This is a genomic window from uncultured Sphingomonas sp. (assembly GCF_913778135.1).
Classification (GTDB): domain Bacteria; phylum Pseudomonadota; class Alphaproteobacteria; order Sphingomonadales; family Sphingomonadaceae; genus Sphingomonas.
The window spans coordinates 1-15,902 of record NZ_CAJYVU010000141.1 but is presented as its reverse complement, the minus strand read 5'-3'; the positions used below and the strand labels follow the sequence as shown (position 1 = coordinate 15,902).

General features: G+C 66.7%; 14 protein-coding genes and 1 pseudogene. 8 read left to right on the top strand and 7 right to left on the bottom strand.

Going from position 1 to position 15,902, the window contains the following annotated elements; all coding sequences use genetic code 11:
- The first annotated feature begins 80 nt into the window (after window positions 1-80).
- Window positions 81-404 carry a DUF423 domain-containing protein gene (locus tag QZ847_RS12935; protein WP_294357081.1) on the top strand — a complete coding sequence of 108 codons (324 nt, stop codon included), beginning with the start codon at window positions 81-83 and terminating at the stop codon, window positions 402-404.
- A gap of 2 nt (window positions 405-406) precedes the next feature.
- Here QZ847_RS12935 and QZ847_RS12930 read toward each other — a convergent pair whose 3' ends face one another.
- Entirely contained in the window at window positions 407-1,828 is a 1,422-nt protein-coding gene (locus tag QZ847_RS12930; protein WP_294357076.1) for an MFS transporter, read from the bottom strand.
- Window positions 1,829-1,881: 53 nt separating this feature from the next.
- On the opposite strand from QZ847_RS12930, the gene QZ847_RS12925 reads away from it, so the two are divergent.
- From QZ847_RS12925 to QZ847_RS12915, 3 genes are all read left to right on the top strand, one after another.
- Window positions 1,882-4,008 carry a prolyl oligopeptidase family serine peptidase gene (locus tag QZ847_RS12925; protein ID WP_294357074.1) on the top strand — a complete coding sequence of 709 codons (2,127 nt, stop codon included), beginning with the start codon at window positions 1,882-1,884 and terminating at the stop codon, window positions 4,006-4,008.
- A 136-nt stretch (window positions 4,009-4,144) separates the two neighbouring features.
- Window positions 4,145-4,438 (top strand): hypothetical protein, encoded by a 294-nt coding sequence (locus tag QZ847_RS12920; RefSeq protein ID WP_294357079.1) that lies wholly within the window; start codon window positions 4,145-4,147, stop codon window positions 4,436-4,438.
- Complete coding sequence (locus tag QZ847_RS12915; protein WP_294191283.1) at window positions 4,435-4,830, top strand: DoxX family protein; 396 nt, start codon at window positions 4,435-4,437, stop codon at window positions 4,828-4,830. Before QZ847_RS12920 ends, QZ847_RS12915 begins: the two co-directional genes overlap by 4 nt.
- Here QZ847_RS12915 and QZ847_RS12910 read toward each other — a convergent pair.
- Together QZ847_RS12910 and QZ847_RS12905 are read right to left on the bottom strand one after the other, a co-directional pair.
- Window positions 4,814-5,305: a hypothetical protein gene (locus tag QZ847_RS12910; protein WP_294357073.1), complete on the bottom strand. Its 492-nt coding sequence runs from the start codon at window positions 5,303-5,305 to the stop codon at window positions 4,814-4,816. The two genes, QZ847_RS12915 and QZ847_RS12910, sit on opposite strands and share 17 nt — an antisense overlap.
- A gap of 88 nt (window positions 5,306-5,393) precedes the next feature.
- A complete protein-coding gene (locus tag QZ847_RS12905) occupies window positions 5,394-7,706 on the bottom strand; it encodes an ATP-dependent helicase (protein WP_294357071.1) in 2,313 nt (770 codons plus the stop codon).
- Window positions 7,707-7,905: 199 nt separating this feature from the next.
- Between QZ847_RS12905 and QZ847_RS12900 the strand changes: the two genes are divergently transcribed.
- Together QZ847_RS12900 and QZ847_RS12895 are read left to right on the top strand one after the other, a co-directional pair.
- Window positions 7,906-9,543, top strand: a complete 1,638-nt coding sequence (locus QZ847_RS12900; protein WP_294357070.1) for an inorganic phosphate transporter — start codon at window positions 7,906-7,908, stop codon at window positions 9,541-9,543.
- Window positions 9,544-9,786: 243 nt separating this feature from the next.
- Window positions 9,787-11,073, top strand: coding sequence for an MFS transporter (locus tag QZ847_RS12895; RefSeq protein ID WP_294357068.1), 1,287 nt, complete (start codon window positions 9,787-9,789; stop codon window positions 11,071-11,073).
- Window positions 11,074-11,076: 3 nt separating this feature from the next.
- On the opposite strand, the gene rsmD is transcribed toward QZ847_RS12895, so the two are convergent.
- A complete protein-coding gene (rsmD, locus tag QZ847_RS12890; protein WP_294357066.1) occupies window positions 11,077-11,622 on the bottom strand; it encodes a 16S rRNA (guanine(966)-N(2))-methyltransferase RsmD in 546 nt (181 codons plus the stop codon).
- On the bottom strand, window positions 11,619-12,926 hold the full coding sequence (locus QZ847_RS12885; RefSeq protein WP_294357064.1) for a pseudouridine synthase: 1,308 nt from the start codon (window positions 12,924-12,926) through the stop codon (window positions 11,619-11,621). The genes rsmD and QZ847_RS12885 overlap by 4 nt, the downstream gene beginning before the upstream one ends.
- Before the next feature lie 96 nt (window positions 12,927-13,022).
- Between QZ847_RS12885 and QZ847_RS12880 the strand changes: the two genes are divergently transcribed.
- A complete protein-coding gene (locus QZ847_RS12880; protein ID WP_294357062.1) occupies window positions 13,023-13,457 on the top strand; it encodes a response regulator in 435 nt (144 codons plus the stop codon).
- 150 nt (window positions 13,458-13,607) lie between these two features.
- Window positions 13,608-14,939 carry an MFS transporter gene (locus QZ847_RS12875; protein WP_294357078.1) on the top strand — a complete coding sequence of 444 codons (1,332 nt, stop codon included), beginning with the start codon at window positions 13,608-13,610 and terminating at the stop codon, window positions 14,937-14,939.
- A gap of 3 nt (window positions 14,940-14,942) precedes the next feature.
- Here the strand turns inward: QZ847_RS12875 and QZ847_RS12870 are convergent, their stop codons facing one another.
- Window positions 14,943-15,368, bottom strand: coding sequence for a DUF6628 family protein (locus tag QZ847_RS12870; RefSeq protein ID WP_294357060.1), 426 nt, complete (start codon window positions 15,366-15,368; stop codon window positions 14,943-14,945).
- Window positions 15,369-15,437: 69 nt separating this feature from the next.
- Window positions 15,438-15,902 (bottom strand): annotated as a pseudogene (locus QZ847_RS12865) (bifunctional folylpolyglutamate synthase/dihydrofolate synthase); the annotation flags it as partial.

Here is a 15,902-nt window from a genome sequence, read left to right as displayed (position 1 = left end):
CGCGACGTGATCATCACCGAAGCCTCGCGTGACGCGCCGCCGATCAATCCGGGGACGGGGGTGACGACGTGAACCTGCTGATGTTGCTTGCCGCGCTGTCGGGGGCGCTTGCCGTCGGTGCCGGGGCATTCGGCGCGCACGGCGCGAGCGGTGTCGCCGCGGAATGGCTGAAAACGGGCGGGCAGTATCAGCTGATCCACGCTCTCGCCGCGCTGGTGGCGCTGCGGTTCGATGCGCGCGCACCCGCCTGGCTGTTCGTCGGCGGTGCGGCAGTGTTTGCCGGTACCTTATACCTGATGGCGCTGGGCGCACCGCGCTGGTTCGGCGCGATCACGCCGGTCGGCGGCGCGCTGCTGATCGCGGGCTGGCTCTGGCTCGCCTTCGTCGCTAGCCGCGGCGGCTGACCTCAGCGTACCGGAGAGGCGGGCTGCACGTCCTGCGTCTCGGCACGCTGCGGGTTGCGAATCGACGGCCGCAGCCTCGCCAGGCTGCATAGCCCCGCGACCAGCGCCAGTCCGGCTGCGACCAGCGGGGGCGTGCTGCTCGCGCCGACACCGAAGGCGAGCAGCGCCGCCACCAGCGTCGCGCCCGTCGTCTGCCCAACTAGCCGGACCGTGCTGACCAGCCCGCCCGCCGCGGCCGCGCGCTCACGCGGGGCGGAGCCGATGATGAGCCGCGCATTGGGTGGCAGAAAGGTGCCGAACCCCGATCCGCACAGCGCCATCCGCCACGCAATGTCGAAATAGCTCGGGTCGGCCGGCACATAAGCGATCAGCGCCAGCGCGGTGATCGAGATCGCCATGCCGATCCCGCCAAGAAGTCCGGCCGGCACCCGGTCGGACAGCCAGCCTGCGAGCGGCGCGACGATCATGTTGGTGAGCGGCCACGGTGCGATCGCGGCGCCGACCTCCGCGGCCGAGAAGCCGTAGGCGTGCGTCAGCCGGAACGGGGTCGACAAGAGCAGCGTCATCGACGCGGTGAACGCGGTGAACGCGCCCAGCGCCGACAGCGCGATCACCGGACGGCCGAGCAGGTCGATCGGCAGGATCGGGTTCTCCGTGCCCCGCTCGCGGCGTACGAAATAGACGCCGACAGTGACACCCAGCAGCACGATCGCGCTCGACACCACCGGGCTGTCGCCGTGCACCGCGCTCTCCAGCCCGCCGATCACCAGCCCGAACATCGCCGCGCACATGACCGCACCGGCGAGGTCAAAGCGACTGTCGCGCGCGGGCGGATCTGGCAACGCACGGCCGAGCACCAGCGAGCCGATTGCGAACGGAATGGCGCTCGCGAACACCCACGGCCATGGCGCGACCGCCAGCACGAGGCCACCGATCGTCGGTGCCGCCGCCGCCGAGCTCGACACGATCACCGAATTGATACCGAGCCCGCGCCCGAGCTGCTTTGCCGGGTAAGTCTGCCGGATCAGCGCACTCGCCACCGCCAGCGCACCCGCAGCGCCGATCGCCTGCGCGGCGCGCACGACGAGCAGGAACGGCAGGCTCTTGGCAAAGAAGCACAGCAGCGTCGCGACGGTGAAGATCATCTGCCCCACCTGGTACATCCGCTTCAAGCCGATCCGCTCTCCCAAACCGGCGAACGGCAGCATCAGCATGACCAGCATCAACTGATACACGGTGACGATCGACACCACCGAGCTTGAACTCACCCGCAGATCACGCGCGATCGTCGGCAGCGCGACGTTGGCGACACCCCCGTCGATGATGACCAGCGCGGTCCCGAAACACAGCGCGGCAATGGCGGCGAACCGCCGCGGCGTCGGCAATCCATCGGCGTTCGGCGAAGCGTCGCGTTCACTATCCATTGTGTTGCCCATGCCGCAGCGTCACAAGGGTGCCAAGCTGTACGGAGCAACTGATGATCCTGATTGCGCTCGCCCTGGTTGCAGGCGCCCAAGCGGGCACCCACAACAAGCCGATGAATATCAAGACCGCGGCTCCCGCCGCCCCCGCTGATGCTGCGGACCCGTATTTATGGCTCGAGGACAAGGACGGCGCGAAACCGCTCGCCTGGGTCGCGGCGGAAAACGCCCGCACGCTGCCGCGGCTGCAGAACGATCCGCGCTACAAGCAATTCTACGCCGAGGCGCTGGCGATCGCGTCGGCGAAGGACCGCATCGCGATGCCGATGCAGCTGCACGGTCGCATCTACAATTTCTGGCGCGATGCCGAGCACCCGCAGGGCGTGCTGCGCTGGACCAGCAAGCAGGGCTATGCCGCTGAGGCCCCCGCGTGGACGGTGGCGCTCGATCTCGACGCGCTCAGCCGTGCCGAGAACAAGAAATGGGTGTGGAAGGGGCTGACCTGCCTCGAACCCGACGAGCGGCGCTGCCTCGTCGCTTTGTCAGAGGGCGGCGAGGATGCGGTGACCTACCGCGAGTTCGACCTCGACAGCGGTGCGTTCGTCGCGAACGGCTTCAACCTGCCGACTTCCAAGCAGGGTGCTGACTGGATCGACGCCGACACGCTGCTCGTATCGCGCGACTGGGGCGCAGGCACGATGACCGGCTCGGGCTATCCCTTCGTCGTCAAGCGGGTGCGACGCGGCCAGCCGTTGTCGCAGGCCGAAGAGGTGTACCGCGGCAAGCCGGAGGACCAGCTCGGCACCTATGGCATGGTGATGGAGGATGGCACGGGCAACCGCGTCGTCATGGTGCAGCGCCGCCCGACCTTCTTCGGTGGCGAAACGCTGGTCGAGCACGACGGCAAGCTGGTGAAGCTCGACGTGCCCGCGCGCACCTTCCCCAGCGGGATGGTCGACGGTCAGGTCATCTTCGAGACGAGCGATCCCTGGGGCGCCATACCGGCCGGCGCGATCGCGTCCGCGCCGCTGGCAGAGGTGGTGAAGGGACGCTTCACGCCAACGCTCGTCTTCGCACCGAACGCCCGCCAGTCGGTCGACCGTGTGACGACGACGCGCAATCACGTGATCGCCAGCGTGTACGACAATGTGCGTGGCCGCGCGGTCGTCTTTACGCACGGTGCGGGCGGGTGGACGCAGCGCCAACTGTCGCTGCCCGACAATGCCTCGATCGGTGTCGCGAGCGCGACCGATCACAGCGACGACGCCTATCTGACCGTGACCAGCTTCCTCGCGCCGACAACCTTGTGGTCGGTCTCGGCCGGCGGCACGGCTGCGCCGCAGCAGGTCAAGGCGCTGCCCGCGCGCTTCGATGCCGCGGGGCTGGTGTCGGAACAGTTCGAAGCGGTGTCGAGCGACGGAACGAAGATTCCGTACTTCGTCGTGCACGCTAAGAATGCACCGCTCGACGGCAGCACGCCGACGCTGATGACCGCGTACGGCGGGTTCCAGTCGTCGATGACGCCCAGCTACGCCGCGCTGACGGGCAAGCTGTGGCTGGAGCGCGGCGGCGCCTATGTGCTCGCCAACATTCGCGGTGGCGGCGAGTTCGGTCCTGCATGGCACGACGCGGGACGCAAGACCAAGCGGCAGATCATCTACGACGATTTCGCCGCCGTCGCCCGCGACCTGTTCACGCGAAAGCTGACCAGCCCGGCCAAGCTCGGCATCTACGGCGGTTCGAACGGCGGATTGCTGATGGGGGTCGAATTTAACCAGCACCCCGATATGTGGAAGGCGGTGACGATCCAGGTCCCGTTGCTCGACATGATCCGGTACGAGCAGATCGCCGCCGGCGCGTCGTGGGTCGACGAATATGGCTCGGTCAGCGTGCCCGAAGAGCGCGCGTTCCTCGAAAAGATCTCGCCGTATCAGAACATCAAGCGCGGGGTGAACTATCCCGAGCCGTATATCTGGACGACGACCAAGGACGACCGTGTCGGGCCGCAGCACGCGCGCAAGTTCGCTGCCCGCCTCAAGGAATACGGCCTGCCGTACCTGTTCTACGAGGATACCGCGGGCGGTCATTCCGGTGACGCCGACATCGAACAGGGCGCGCGATTGAACGCGTTGCAGATGACTTATTTCGCGCAGAAGCTGATGGGCACGCCCGACGCCAAGTGAGTAAAGCGTGCGGCGAATGACGGGAAACCCGTCGTTTCGCCGCACGTTCTTGCTGCACCGCAGCGTGTGTGGCTAAGACAGGTGAATGACGTTGACCATCAGTGAGGATCGCCCTGCTGCGACCGTTCCGGATACGATGCCGCTCGTGTTCGAAGCTATTGTGAAGCAGCAGGCGATTGCGGCGAGCTACAATCGGGGCTCGGTGACGCTCGCCCCGCACATCGTGTACACCAAGCACGGTGAGATCTACCTCGACGCGCTGACGCTCGATCGCGACGGACAGCCGCCGCGCGAACCGAAGATCGGTGCTTTCAAGCTGAGCGGCCTCACCGGCTTGCGTGTGACCCCGCGGCGCTTCACCGCCAGCGATCTGTTCGAGCCCAAGGATGCCAAATACGACGGAGTGACACTGCTCGCGATCGAGCAGTGATCGACACGCGCGTGCAGCGGACCGGGCGGTGGCTGCTGATCGCCTTCTACGCGTTGGCGGGTCTCGGGCACCTCTATTTCACGCAGGCAATGGTGCGGATCGTTCCCGCCTGGGTGCCGCAACCGCGCCTCGTCGTGCTGGTGACCGGCCTGTGCGAACTGGCAGGAGCAGCGGCGCTCGTCTTTCCACGATGGCGCAAGTCGGCTGGCTGGGCACTCGCCGCCTACGCTCTGTGCGTCTGGCCCGCCAACGTCCAGCACGCAATCAACGACCTGTCGCACGGCAACGGCCTGCCGATCTGGTACCACGTGCCGCGATTGGCGCTGCAGCCGCTCATCATCTGGTGGGCACTATGGGCGAGCGGCGCCGTTCGCGTCAGGCGAGCGCCTTGAGCAACTCGTCCTTGCTCATCTTCGATCGGCCGGGAATGTCGCGCTTCTTCGCCTCGGCGTAAAGCTCGTCCTTGGTCCGGTGGTCGCGTGCCGAGCGCGTCTTGTCGGCGACGTCCTTGGGCTGCGCGGAGAATTGCTTGCCCTTCTTCGTGTCCGCGCGCTTCTTAGCGGTCGTCCGCTTGTATTCCTCGTCGCTCAGCTTCTCGCGCGCTTTCTTGGGCAGGTAGCGCTCGCCCGTCTCGCCGCTTTCCTTGCCTGACTTGGTGCCCCAGTCTTCCTCGGTCCATTCGTGCAGAGAGTTGTGCTCGTCCTGCTCGCCGACGTAGCCGCCACCGCGTTTCTTATACTCCTGCACCGCCATCTGCGCCTTGCGCGCGGACCATTGCCCCTTTTTCCCGCCCCTCGCGCCGGCGGTGATCTCGTCCTTCACCTTTTCCCACAGCTTCGGGTCAGTTTTCTCGGCAGTCTCGGACATGCGGCACCTCCACCCGCGACAACGCCGGTATGGCAGGAAGGGCTGCTCGGGTTGAAGATAAAGGCCGGATCGGCATCACTCGGCGCGGTCAGGTGATCGTCACGAATGTGTCCATCACGCGCTTGCGCCCCGCCTGCTCGAAATCGATCTCGAGCTTGTTGCCCTCGATCTCGGCGATCGCGCCGTAACCGAATTTCTGGTGGAAAACGCGCTGACCGAGCGACAGGTCGCCGCGTCCCTTGTTGCCGATGCTGACCGCGCTCGCGCGGCTCTCGACCACGCGCGTCGGCTCGCGCGTGAAGGTACGACTGGTCCACTCGCCACCCGGCTTCGCACCCAGCGTACCCGCCGCGCGCTGCCAGCCCGGACCGCGCCCGGTCCCGCGCGACACGTCAGCGAAGGGATCGGCGCGCTCGGTCCAGTTGGCGCGCCACAGGCTCTCGCCGCCCGACATCGTCGTCTCGCTGTCGATGTGATCGGCCGGCAGTTCGCCGACGAAGCGCGAGGGAATCGAGCTAGTCCATTGCCCGTAGATGCGGCGATTGGCGGCGTGGAAAATTACCGCGCGGCGGCGCGCGCGGGTGATCGCGACGTAGGCGAGACGACGCTCCTCCTCCAGGCTGCGCGTGCCGCCTTCGTCCAGCGCGCGCTGCGACGGGAATAATCCTTCTTCCCAGCCCACCAGGAACACGGTGTCATATTCCAGCCCCTTGGCGGCGTGAATCGTCATGATCGTGATCTTCGGGTCCTCGCGCGTCGCCTCGTTGTCCATGACGAGGCTGACGTGCTCCAGGAACGCGCCGAGGTTCTCATATTCCTCCATCGCGCGGACGAGTTCGGACAAATTCTCCAGCCGCCCGGCGGCTTCGGTCGTCTTCTCGGCTTGCAGCATCGCGGTATAGCCGCTCTCGTCGAGCAGCTGCCGCGCGAGTTCGGGATGGGGCAGGTCGCGCACCATGTCGCGCCAGCGCGCGACGTCTCCGACGAAGCGGCCGAGCGACTTGCGCGCCTGCGGCGTCAGCTCGTCGCTGTCGAGGATGCGCGCCGCGGCAAGGCTCAGCGGCAACCCTTCCGCGCGGGCTAGCTGGTGCAGCTTCGCCACCGCCTTGTCGCCCAGCCCGCGCTTGGGCACGTTGACGATCCGCTCGAACGCGAGGTCGTCGGCGGGCTGGTTGACGATGCGCAGGTAAGCGAGCGCATCGCGGATCTCGGCACGCTCGTAGAAGCGAAAGCCGCCGACGATGCGATAGGGCAGCCCGACCGAGATGAAGCGGTCCTCGAATTCACGCGTCTGGTGCTGCGCGCGCACGAGGATGGCGACGTCGTCGAGTGATTTGCCGGCGCGCTGGCACGTCTCGACCTCGTCCGACACGCGGCGCGCTTCCTCGGGTCCGTCCCACACGCCGATGACGCGCACCTTCTCGCCAGCGTCGAGCTCGGTCCACAGCTGCTTGCCAAGCCGCCCGCCATTGTTGGCGATTACGCCCGATGCGGCGCCGAGGATGTGCGGCGTCGAGCGGTAATTCTGTTCCAGCCGGATCACCTTGGCGCCGGGAAAGTCCTTCTCGAACTTGAGGATGTTCTCCACCTGCGCGCCGCGCCAGGAGTAGATCGACTGATCGTCGTCGCCGACACAGCAAATGTTGCGCCGCTCCTGCGCGAGCAGCCGCAGCCATAGGTACTGGACCGAGTTGGTGTCCTGATACTCGTCCACCATGATGTAGCGGAAGCGTTGCTGGTACTGCTCCAGCACCTCGCGATTGCTCTTCAGGATGGTGAGCACGTGGAGTAGCAGATCGCCGAAGTCGCAGGCGTTCACTGACCGGAGCCGGGCCTGATATTGCTCGTACAGCTCACCGCCGCGTCCGTTGGCATAGCGCTCGCTCTCGCTCGCATCGACGTCGCGCGGAGTCAGCCCCTTGTTTTTCCACTCGTCGATCAACCCGGCGAGGCTACGTGCCGGGAAACGCTTCTCGTCGATGTCGGCGGCGACGATCAATTGCTTGAGCAATCGTAGCTGGTCGTCGGTATCGAGAATCGTGAAATTGGATTGCAGCCCGACCAGTTCGGCGTGTCGCCGCAGCATCTTAGCGCCGATCGCATGAAATGTTCCCAGCCAAGGCATACCCTCGACTGCCTCACCGACGAGCCGCCCGACGCGCTCGCGCATCTCGCGCGCGGCCTTGTTGGTGAAGGTGACCGCCAGGATTTCTGACGGCCACGCGCGGCGAGTGTAGAGCAGGTGCGCGAGGCGCGCGGTCAGCGCCGCGGTCTTGCCGGTTCCGGCGCCTGCCAGGACGAGGACGGGACCATCGGTGGTCAGCACCGCGTCGCGCTGCGGCGCGTTGAGGGTGGAGAGATACGGCGGCTGGGCAATCTGCGTGTCGGTCACCCGGTCCACGTAGGCAGGGTTGCGGTGCGGTGCAATCCGCGGGAACGAAGCCGGAACGAGGCGCCACGGCCTGTCATGCCGATCAGCCGATCTTCGTGAGCGTCTGGCTGAGCGCACCACCCCGATACGCGCTCTGCCCTCGTCCCGCTTCGAGGCAGTTCCAGCCCGTGTCATCAAATCGTCACGGGCAGGGAACAGGAGGTAGCTTATGGCAAGCACCGTCCTCGCCTCGCCCGAGTCTCCGCAGCGCTCGCGCGCGGTGGAGCTCGACAGGCCCGCTCACCCGATGGCGCGCGTCGTATTCGCCGCATTGGTCATCGCGGGATTCGCCTACGCCGGGGTCAGCGTGTTTTTGGACACGCAGCAGGTGGGTGAACAGCTCGCCACCGGCGTGTTCCTGTTCCTCGGGCTCGCGCTGCTGATCGCGCTGGGGTTCGAGTTCGTCAACGGCTTCCACGATACCGCCAACGCGGTCGCGACGATCATCTACACCAACTCGATGCCCGCCAACCTGGCGGTCATGTGGTCGGGGTTCTTCAACTTCCTGGGCGTCATGCTGTCGTCGGGGGCGGTCGCCTACTCGATCGTGACGCTGCTGCCGGTCGACCTGATCCTGAACGTCGGGTCGGGCGCGGGCTTCGCGATGATCTTCGCGCTCCTGCTCGCCGCAGTGATGTGGAACCTTGCCACCTGGTACGTCGGCCTGCCCAACTCCTCCAGTCACACGCTGATCGGGTCGGTGCTGGGCGTCGGGCTCGCCAATCAACTGCTTCACCGTGGGGCCAGCGGAACGTCGGGCGTCGACTGGAGTCAGGCGACCAAGGTGTTGTCGGGTCTGCTGATGGCACCGGTGATCGGCTTCGTCGCCGCCGCGCTGTTGTTGCTCGTGCTGCGCACCACGGCGCGCAGCCCGGCGCTGATGCAGGCACCCGAGGGCAACGCGCCGCCGCCGCGCGGCATCCGCGCCTTGCTGGTATTCACCTGCACCGCCGTGTCATTCAGCCACGGCTCCAACGACGGGCAAAAGGGCATGGGATTGATCATGCTGATTCTGATCGGCTGCGCCCCGACCGCCTACGCGCTCAATCGTACATTGCCTGCCAGCGAGACGCCCGCTTTCTACGCCAGTGCTGAAGCTGCCGCGCAGGTGTTGGCGCGCCACGGCGCTGCTGCCGTCGCGCTGGAGCGGGCGCGCCCCGCGCTGGTCGACGCGCTGTCGCACCGCCGCGTCGAAACGCCCGCGGCTTACGGCGCTGCGGTTGCGGTGTCGCGCGACGTCGCGGCGCGCGTTGCCGGCTACGGCTCGCTCGACCGCGTGCCGGCCCAGGCGACCCCTAACTTGCGCAACGACATGTATCTGGTGCTCGATGCGACGCGCATAATCGCCAAGGGTGCGGACAGGCATGGGTTCTCCGCGGGCGAGACCAAGCGGCTGCAGGATTATCAGTCGCGGCTGGAGGCCGGCACGCGCTACATTCCGTTGTGGGTCAAGGTTGCGGTCGCGCTCGCGCTCGGGCTCGGCACGATGATCGGGTGGAAGCGGATCGTCGTCACGGTGGGGGAGAAGATCGGCAAGCAGCACATGACCTATGGCATGGGCGCCTCTGCCGAACTGGTCGCCGCGGGCACGATCCTCGCCGCCGACCGCTTCGGCCTCCCGGTGTCGACCACGCACATCCTGTCGTCGGGGGTCGCGGGCGCCTCGGCGGCGAGCGGGATGGGATTGCAGCGCCGTACGTTGATCCAGCTGGCCGCCGCCTGGATCATGACATTGCCGGTCGCGATGCTGCTCTCGGGCACGCTCTATTGGCTGCTGCTGCAATTGGTGGAGAGCGGCGCCTTTTGATCCCCGCCGCGGTCAGACCCGGTAAAAGCCGGGGCGGCCCGTGTCGGACCGCCCCGTAGTCCAGGGAAGGAATCGGACGAGGGGGATTGTCCGATCCGCGCGACGCCCAACAGGGGAGAAAAGCGCCGCGTCGCTCTCATTATCGTCCATGTGTTGCGCGGATGTTGCAGGCGAGCGCGATTTGGTAACGGCGGCGGCATCTTGCGCGTTGACGCAAGCAGCGACGCTGCCCGATGACACGGCATGCCGCAGTCAGCATCCCACCGCCGCGTTCTGCTTGCCAGCTTGGTCGGCACTTCGGTCGAATTCTACGATTTCTACATCTACGCGACCGCCGCTTCGCTTGTGTTCGGGCAATTGTTCTTTCCCTCGGGCAACGCATCGATCCAGTTGCTCGCCTCTTATGCCAGCTTGGCGGTCGCCTTTTTCGCGCGTCCGGTCGGTGCCTGGGCGTTCGGCCATTACGGCGATCGCATCGGGCGCAAGTCGACACTGGTCGCAAGCCTGATGCTGATGGGCGGCTCGACGCTCGCAATCGCTTTTCTGCCGACCTATGCGACAGCGGGGTTGCTGGCGCCGATCCTGCTGTGCGTGCTTCGGTTCGGGCAAGGGTTCGGATTGGGCGGTGAGTGGGGCGGTGCGGCACTGCTGGCGGTTGAGAATGCACCAGCGGGCAAGCGCGGGCGCTACGGCATGGTGCCTCAGCTCGGCGCGCCGGTCGGCTTCATCGCCGCCAACGGGCTGTTCCTGATCCTAGGTCTGGTGATGACACCGTCGCAATTCCTGGCGTGGGGATGGCGCGTGCCGTTCCTCCTGTCGGTGGTGCTGGTCGGGCTGGGGCTTTGGGTCAGGCTCAAGATCAGCGAGACGCCCGCGTTCGCGGCGATGATGGAGGAAGGACCGCCGCCATCGGTGCCGATGGGCGAGCTGCTGCGGCACCACTGGCGCCGCACGCTCGGCGGCACCTTCGGTGCCGTCGCGTGCTTCGCGGTCTATTATATCGCGACCGCCTTTGCGCTCGGCTATGCGACCAAGATCCTCGGTGTGAACACGCAGCTGTTCCTTGGCCTGCAGCTCGCCGCAATCCTGTTCATGGCGATTGGAATCGCCTTATCAGGCATGTGGGCGGATCGCACGACGCCGGGACACGTGCTTGCCTGGGGATGCGCCGGCGCGGTCGTGGCGGGTTTCCTGCTGGTGCCCGGGCTGGGTTCGGGATCGATCACCGCGATGTTCGCGAGCCTCGCCTTCGCGCTGTTCGTGATGGGGTTCGTCTACGGTCCGCTCGGGGCGTGGCTGCCCGGGCTTTTCCCGGCGCGTGTGCGCTACACCGGGGTCAGCCTGTCGTTCAACATGGCGGGGATCATCGGCGGCGGATTGACGCCGGTTGCGGCGCAGGCGCTGGTCGAACGCGGCGGCCTGTTGCTGGTCGGCGGCTATCTCGCCGCCTTGTCGCTCCTCAGCCTCGTCGCGCTGCTGCTGATGCGCGAGGCCGGTAGTCGCACGATGGTGCCGATCTCCACCGGCTAAGGGTCAGCCCTCGCGGCGCAGGATCGTCAGTCGCGCACGACCGTATTGTCGCTCGGCATCGACGCTGTAGCCGGCCAGCTCGACTGCCTCGCCCCTCCCGGTCTCGATCGTCAGCCAGGTGGCGGGACCGATCCAGCCGAGCCGCGCCAGCTTGTCGGCCGCGACCGCTCCCGCGCCCGATGCATAGGGCGGGTCCATCATCACCACGTCGAGCGGGGCGGGTGCTGGACCGAGGGCTAAAACTGAGCCTGCGCGCACCGTGACCCGGCTTTCTGCGGCAAACGTCGCCACGTTGGCGCGCAGCGCATCGAGCGCGGCTCGGTCCTGCTCGACGAATAGGCAGGATGCGGCGCCGCGCGACAATGCCTCCAGCCCCAGCGCGCCCGATCCGGCGAACAGGTCCGCAACCGACAGGCCGTCGAAACTGCCAACCCTGCTCGCCAGCATCGAGAACAAGGCTTCGCGTGTACGGTCGGCGGTGGGCCGCGTCGTGTCACCCTTGGGTGCGACGAGCGCGCGACCGCGCCATTCGCCGGCGATGATCCTCACGCGCGCGGCTTTCGCGTACCTGGACCCGTCTTTGGCTTCGGCTTAGCCCAACCCGGCTTGCGCTGAAGCTTGGCGGGGCGTGGGGTGCTATCATCGCGAGGTTGTTCAGAAGTCGCGCCGCGGGTGCCGCGTGCATCCGGTCGGCCGCGTTGTTCCCGTGTGTTGTCGTTGCCGAACGCAGCACGTTTGGTCTGAGAGTGAACGTCGCCGTGAGCGTCGCGACGACCTTCGGCTCCGCCAGCGCGGGGAGGCTTTGTGGCAGTCCGCAGCCCCTGATCTGTGCCCTTCAAAGACGGACGGGAAGGTGCATCCGCGCCGTTGCGCTGGCCAGTTCCGGCGCCGGCTCTGATCGACACGCTCGGTCCTCTCCGCATACGGCGGTCCGGTTCGGACAGCCGCGGTCGGCGATCGGCGGTGGCAGGGTCGTAGCTGGTATCACTCGCTGCGCTGCTTCGCGCGCCTGCTCGTTCGCCGTCGCTGCGGACGGCGGGCGGGGAGGGTCGCGTCACCGTCCCGCGTCGCAGTGCGGTGGCAGAAATGGTCGTCTCGCGATCCGCCTTGCCCTTGCTTCCCGCCTTGAGCGATTGGCGAAAGGCGACAAGGTCGGCACCCCGGACCTCGCCGATCCCGCCGACGGGCAGGTCGCCCAGCACGAAGGGGCCGTAGCGCGTGCGGATCAGGCGGCTGACCTGCAGGCCCAAATATTCGAGCACGCGGCGCACCTCGCGGTTCTTGCCCTCGGTCAGTATCATCTCGACCCACACGTTGGCGCCGGTCCGACGCTCCAGATTGGCGTCGATGCTGCCGTAACGCACGCCTTCGATCTCGACCCCGTCGATCAACTCTTCCAGCTGCGCCTGCGTCACCTCGCCGTAAGCGCGGGCGCGGTAAGCGCGCTCGACGCCAGTCGAGGGCAGCTCGAGCTGGCGCTTGAACTCGCCGTCGGTCGTCATCAGCAGCAGGCCCTCGGTATTGAGGTCGAGCCGGCCGACCGGCACCAGCCGCGGCAGATCCGCGGGCAGGCGATCGTAGATCGTCGGTCGGCCAGCCGGATCGCGCGCCGCGGTCAGATAGCCCGCCGGCTTGTGAAACAGAAACAACCGGGTGGGCTCGGCCGGAGCGACCGGCTCGCCGTCTACCGTCACGCCTTCCAGCGTCTCGAGCAGCGTCGCCGGCGTGTCGATTACCGTGCCGTTCAATGAAATGCGACCGTCCGCGATCATCCGCTCGACATCGCGACGCGACGCGACACCGGCCCGGGCTAGCAGTTTGGCGATACGATGCTGGGCAGGTTCCTCGGCCATGTGCCCGCCTTAGCGCCGCTCGATCACGCACTGTCAAATATTTGCGACCGAAATCATCCTTTTGCGTTGTGCCACCGTAACGATGAAGGCGGATGCATGTTGTTCGGGCGTAAGCAGCGGCTGATTACCCGTCTTCTTGTGGTGGAGGATGAGCCGCTGGTCGCCTTCGACACCGAACACATGCTGCGCGAGCATGGCTATGAAGTGCTTGCGACCGTCGATCGTGTCGCTGACGCGCGTGCGGTGATCGAGCGTCAAGCCGCTGGGGTCGATCTCGTCCTGGCGGACGTACGGCTGGCGGACGGCAGCGGCATCGAGGTCGCAAGGATCGCCGCGGAGCGCGCCGTTCCCGTGATGTTCGTCACCGGCACTTGCCCGCCCGAGGCGCGAGCGCTCGCGATCGGCTTCCTCGCCAAGCCATATATGGAACGCGACTTGTTGCAGGCGATCGAGGCGGTGGACGCGGTGAAGGCGGGGCGTCGCACCAGGCGCCTGCCGCAGGGGTTCGAATTGTTCGTCCCGATTGGTTGAGGTCGGGCATTCGTCCGATCGAAGCGCAAGGACAGACACAACGCGTTTAAGCCGTTCGCGTCAGCGCGTTGATGGCTTCCGTCGCCCCGTTTTCCCGCTAGGGTCGACGCGACTTGGCGCGGGAGCAAGGTGATGGCGGTGTCGCCAGGAATGACGGATACGCAGCATCGCACGTGGTGGGACGGGGTCAAGCCCTATGCCGAACGCGCGCCGCTCGCTGCACTGGCGCTCGGCATCTCCTCCGGCTTTCCTTACTCGATGATCGCCGCGACGCTGACGACGCGTTTGTCGCAGGCGGGGATCGACAAGAAAACCGTCACCGCCTTCAGCCTCGCTTTCCTGGTCTATAATCTCAAGTTCCTGTGGGCATGGCTGGTCGACGGCGTGCGATTGCCGGTGCTCGGGCGGCTGGGGCAGCGCGTGTCGTGGCTCGTGTTCGCGGGCGCGCTGGTGATCGCGGCGGTGGCGCACCTCGCCTTTGTCGATCCGCGCGCCTCGATATCGGCGACCGCGACGGCCGCGATCCTCGTCGGAATCGCGGGCGCGACCTTCGACATCGTCATCGACGCCTATCGCATCGAGATACTCGAGCCGCGCCAATTGGGCGTCGGCTCGGGCATGAGCCAATATGGCTGGAGGATCGGCTCCGCGGGCGCGGGGGCGATCGCGCTCGTCGTCGCAGCGCGCTACGGCTGGTCGGCCGCCTATCTCGCCTGCGCGACGCTCGCGCTGCCTGCGATGCTGGCCGGACTGCTGCTGGGTGAACCAGCGCGGCGGCGCGAACCCGCCGAACGCCGCGGTCTCGGCACCGCGGTACAAGCCGTATGGCAGCCGTTCGCGGAGTTCTTCACGCGCCGTGGCGCCTGGCTGGTGCTCGTCTTCATCCTGATCCACAAGGTCGGCGATACGCTCGCCAATCTCACGTTTCGTCTGCTGTTTGACGACCTGCGTTTCAGCAATGACGAGATCGCTTTCTACGACGTCGGGATCGGTTTCTGGGCATATCTGGTCGGTATCTTCATCGGTGGCGTACTTTATGCCCGCATGGGGTTGAAGCGCTCCGTGCTGCTCAGCCTGTTGCTGATGGCGGTCAGCAACCTGTCGTTCGCGTTCCTCGCCGCCGCCGGGCACAGTAACGTCGGCATGGCAGGCGCGATCGGGTTCGAGAATATCGCGAGCGGGATCGGGGGCGTGACGCTGGTGGCGTATTTCTCCGCGCTGACCGACCTACGCTTCACCGCCGCGCAGTATGCGCTCATCTCGGCGGCGACCAGCGTGCTCGGACGCGTGCTGACCGGAACGACGGCGGGCGCACTGGTCGAACAGCTCGGCTATTTCAACTTTTACGTGCTGACCACCATCTTGGCGCTGCCGGGCGTGGTGCTGTTCTGGTGGATGAGCCGCACGGGCCTGATCGATCGCTCGGTCGGCAGCGCTGGCATCGAGGGTCCGGGCGACGCGCGCGACGGCGCGTCGGCGTGAGCGTCACGCGGTAATCGGTCGCCCTTCGTCGGCGAATGCGGCAGCGAGTGCGGCCGCTGTCGCGAGCACGCCGTCGGCGCGGCGATGGCCGAGCATGTCCTGCATCAGCAACCGCGCCTGATCGGTCGCTGTCTCCACGCGCGCCAGGATGGTGAGCAGCGCGTGTTCGGACGCGGTCACCCGATTGCAGCAGCACGGCGCGATCGCGACGGGCATCGAAGACTCCGCCGCGATCTCCGCCATCATCGCGCGCACGAGCACCAGCGGACGACGAAATCCTTCGCCGAACGCGGTGAAGAGTGCGTAGGCGGCGCGCGCGTCCGCCAATCCGTTCGCGCCCATGCGGCGGATCGCGAACAGAGCAATCTTGGCGTTCGGGCACGCAGGCGCGTGATGGGGTAGGACAGACGACAAGGTGCTGGTGGTCATCGCGAACGACTCCTGTTCATTCGCGCAGCCTCTACAACTCGCTATTGCAAGTCAATCGCAAAAGTTGCGTCAGCTCGGTGCTTCGTCGTTGCGCCGGAGAACATCGCCCGCGAGATAGAGCGATCCGGCAATCAGCACCGTGTGGACGCGCGGGTGCCCGGCTCCAGCAGCCAACTGCCGCATCGCAGCGGCAACGTCTGGAGCAACGGCGTGCACTTGGATGCCGAGGCTGCAAGCGACGCTCGCGAGGTCTTCGGGCGCGTGGCAGGCGTGATCCGGCACCGGAACGGCGATGAGGCGACCGACGAACGGCGCGAGCGGTTCGAGGAAGCCGCGCGGATCCTTGTTCGCCAGCATGCCCAGGATCAGCGTCAAACCACCTTCGTGGCCGATGTGCGGGATCGCCTGCGCGAGTGCCTGCCCTGCCGATGCATTGTGACCGCCATCGAGCCACACCGCCGTTCCTTGCGGCGCCATATCGACCAGCGGACCAGCGGAAAGCCGTTGCAGCCGCGCCGGCCAAAAAGCGTTCTG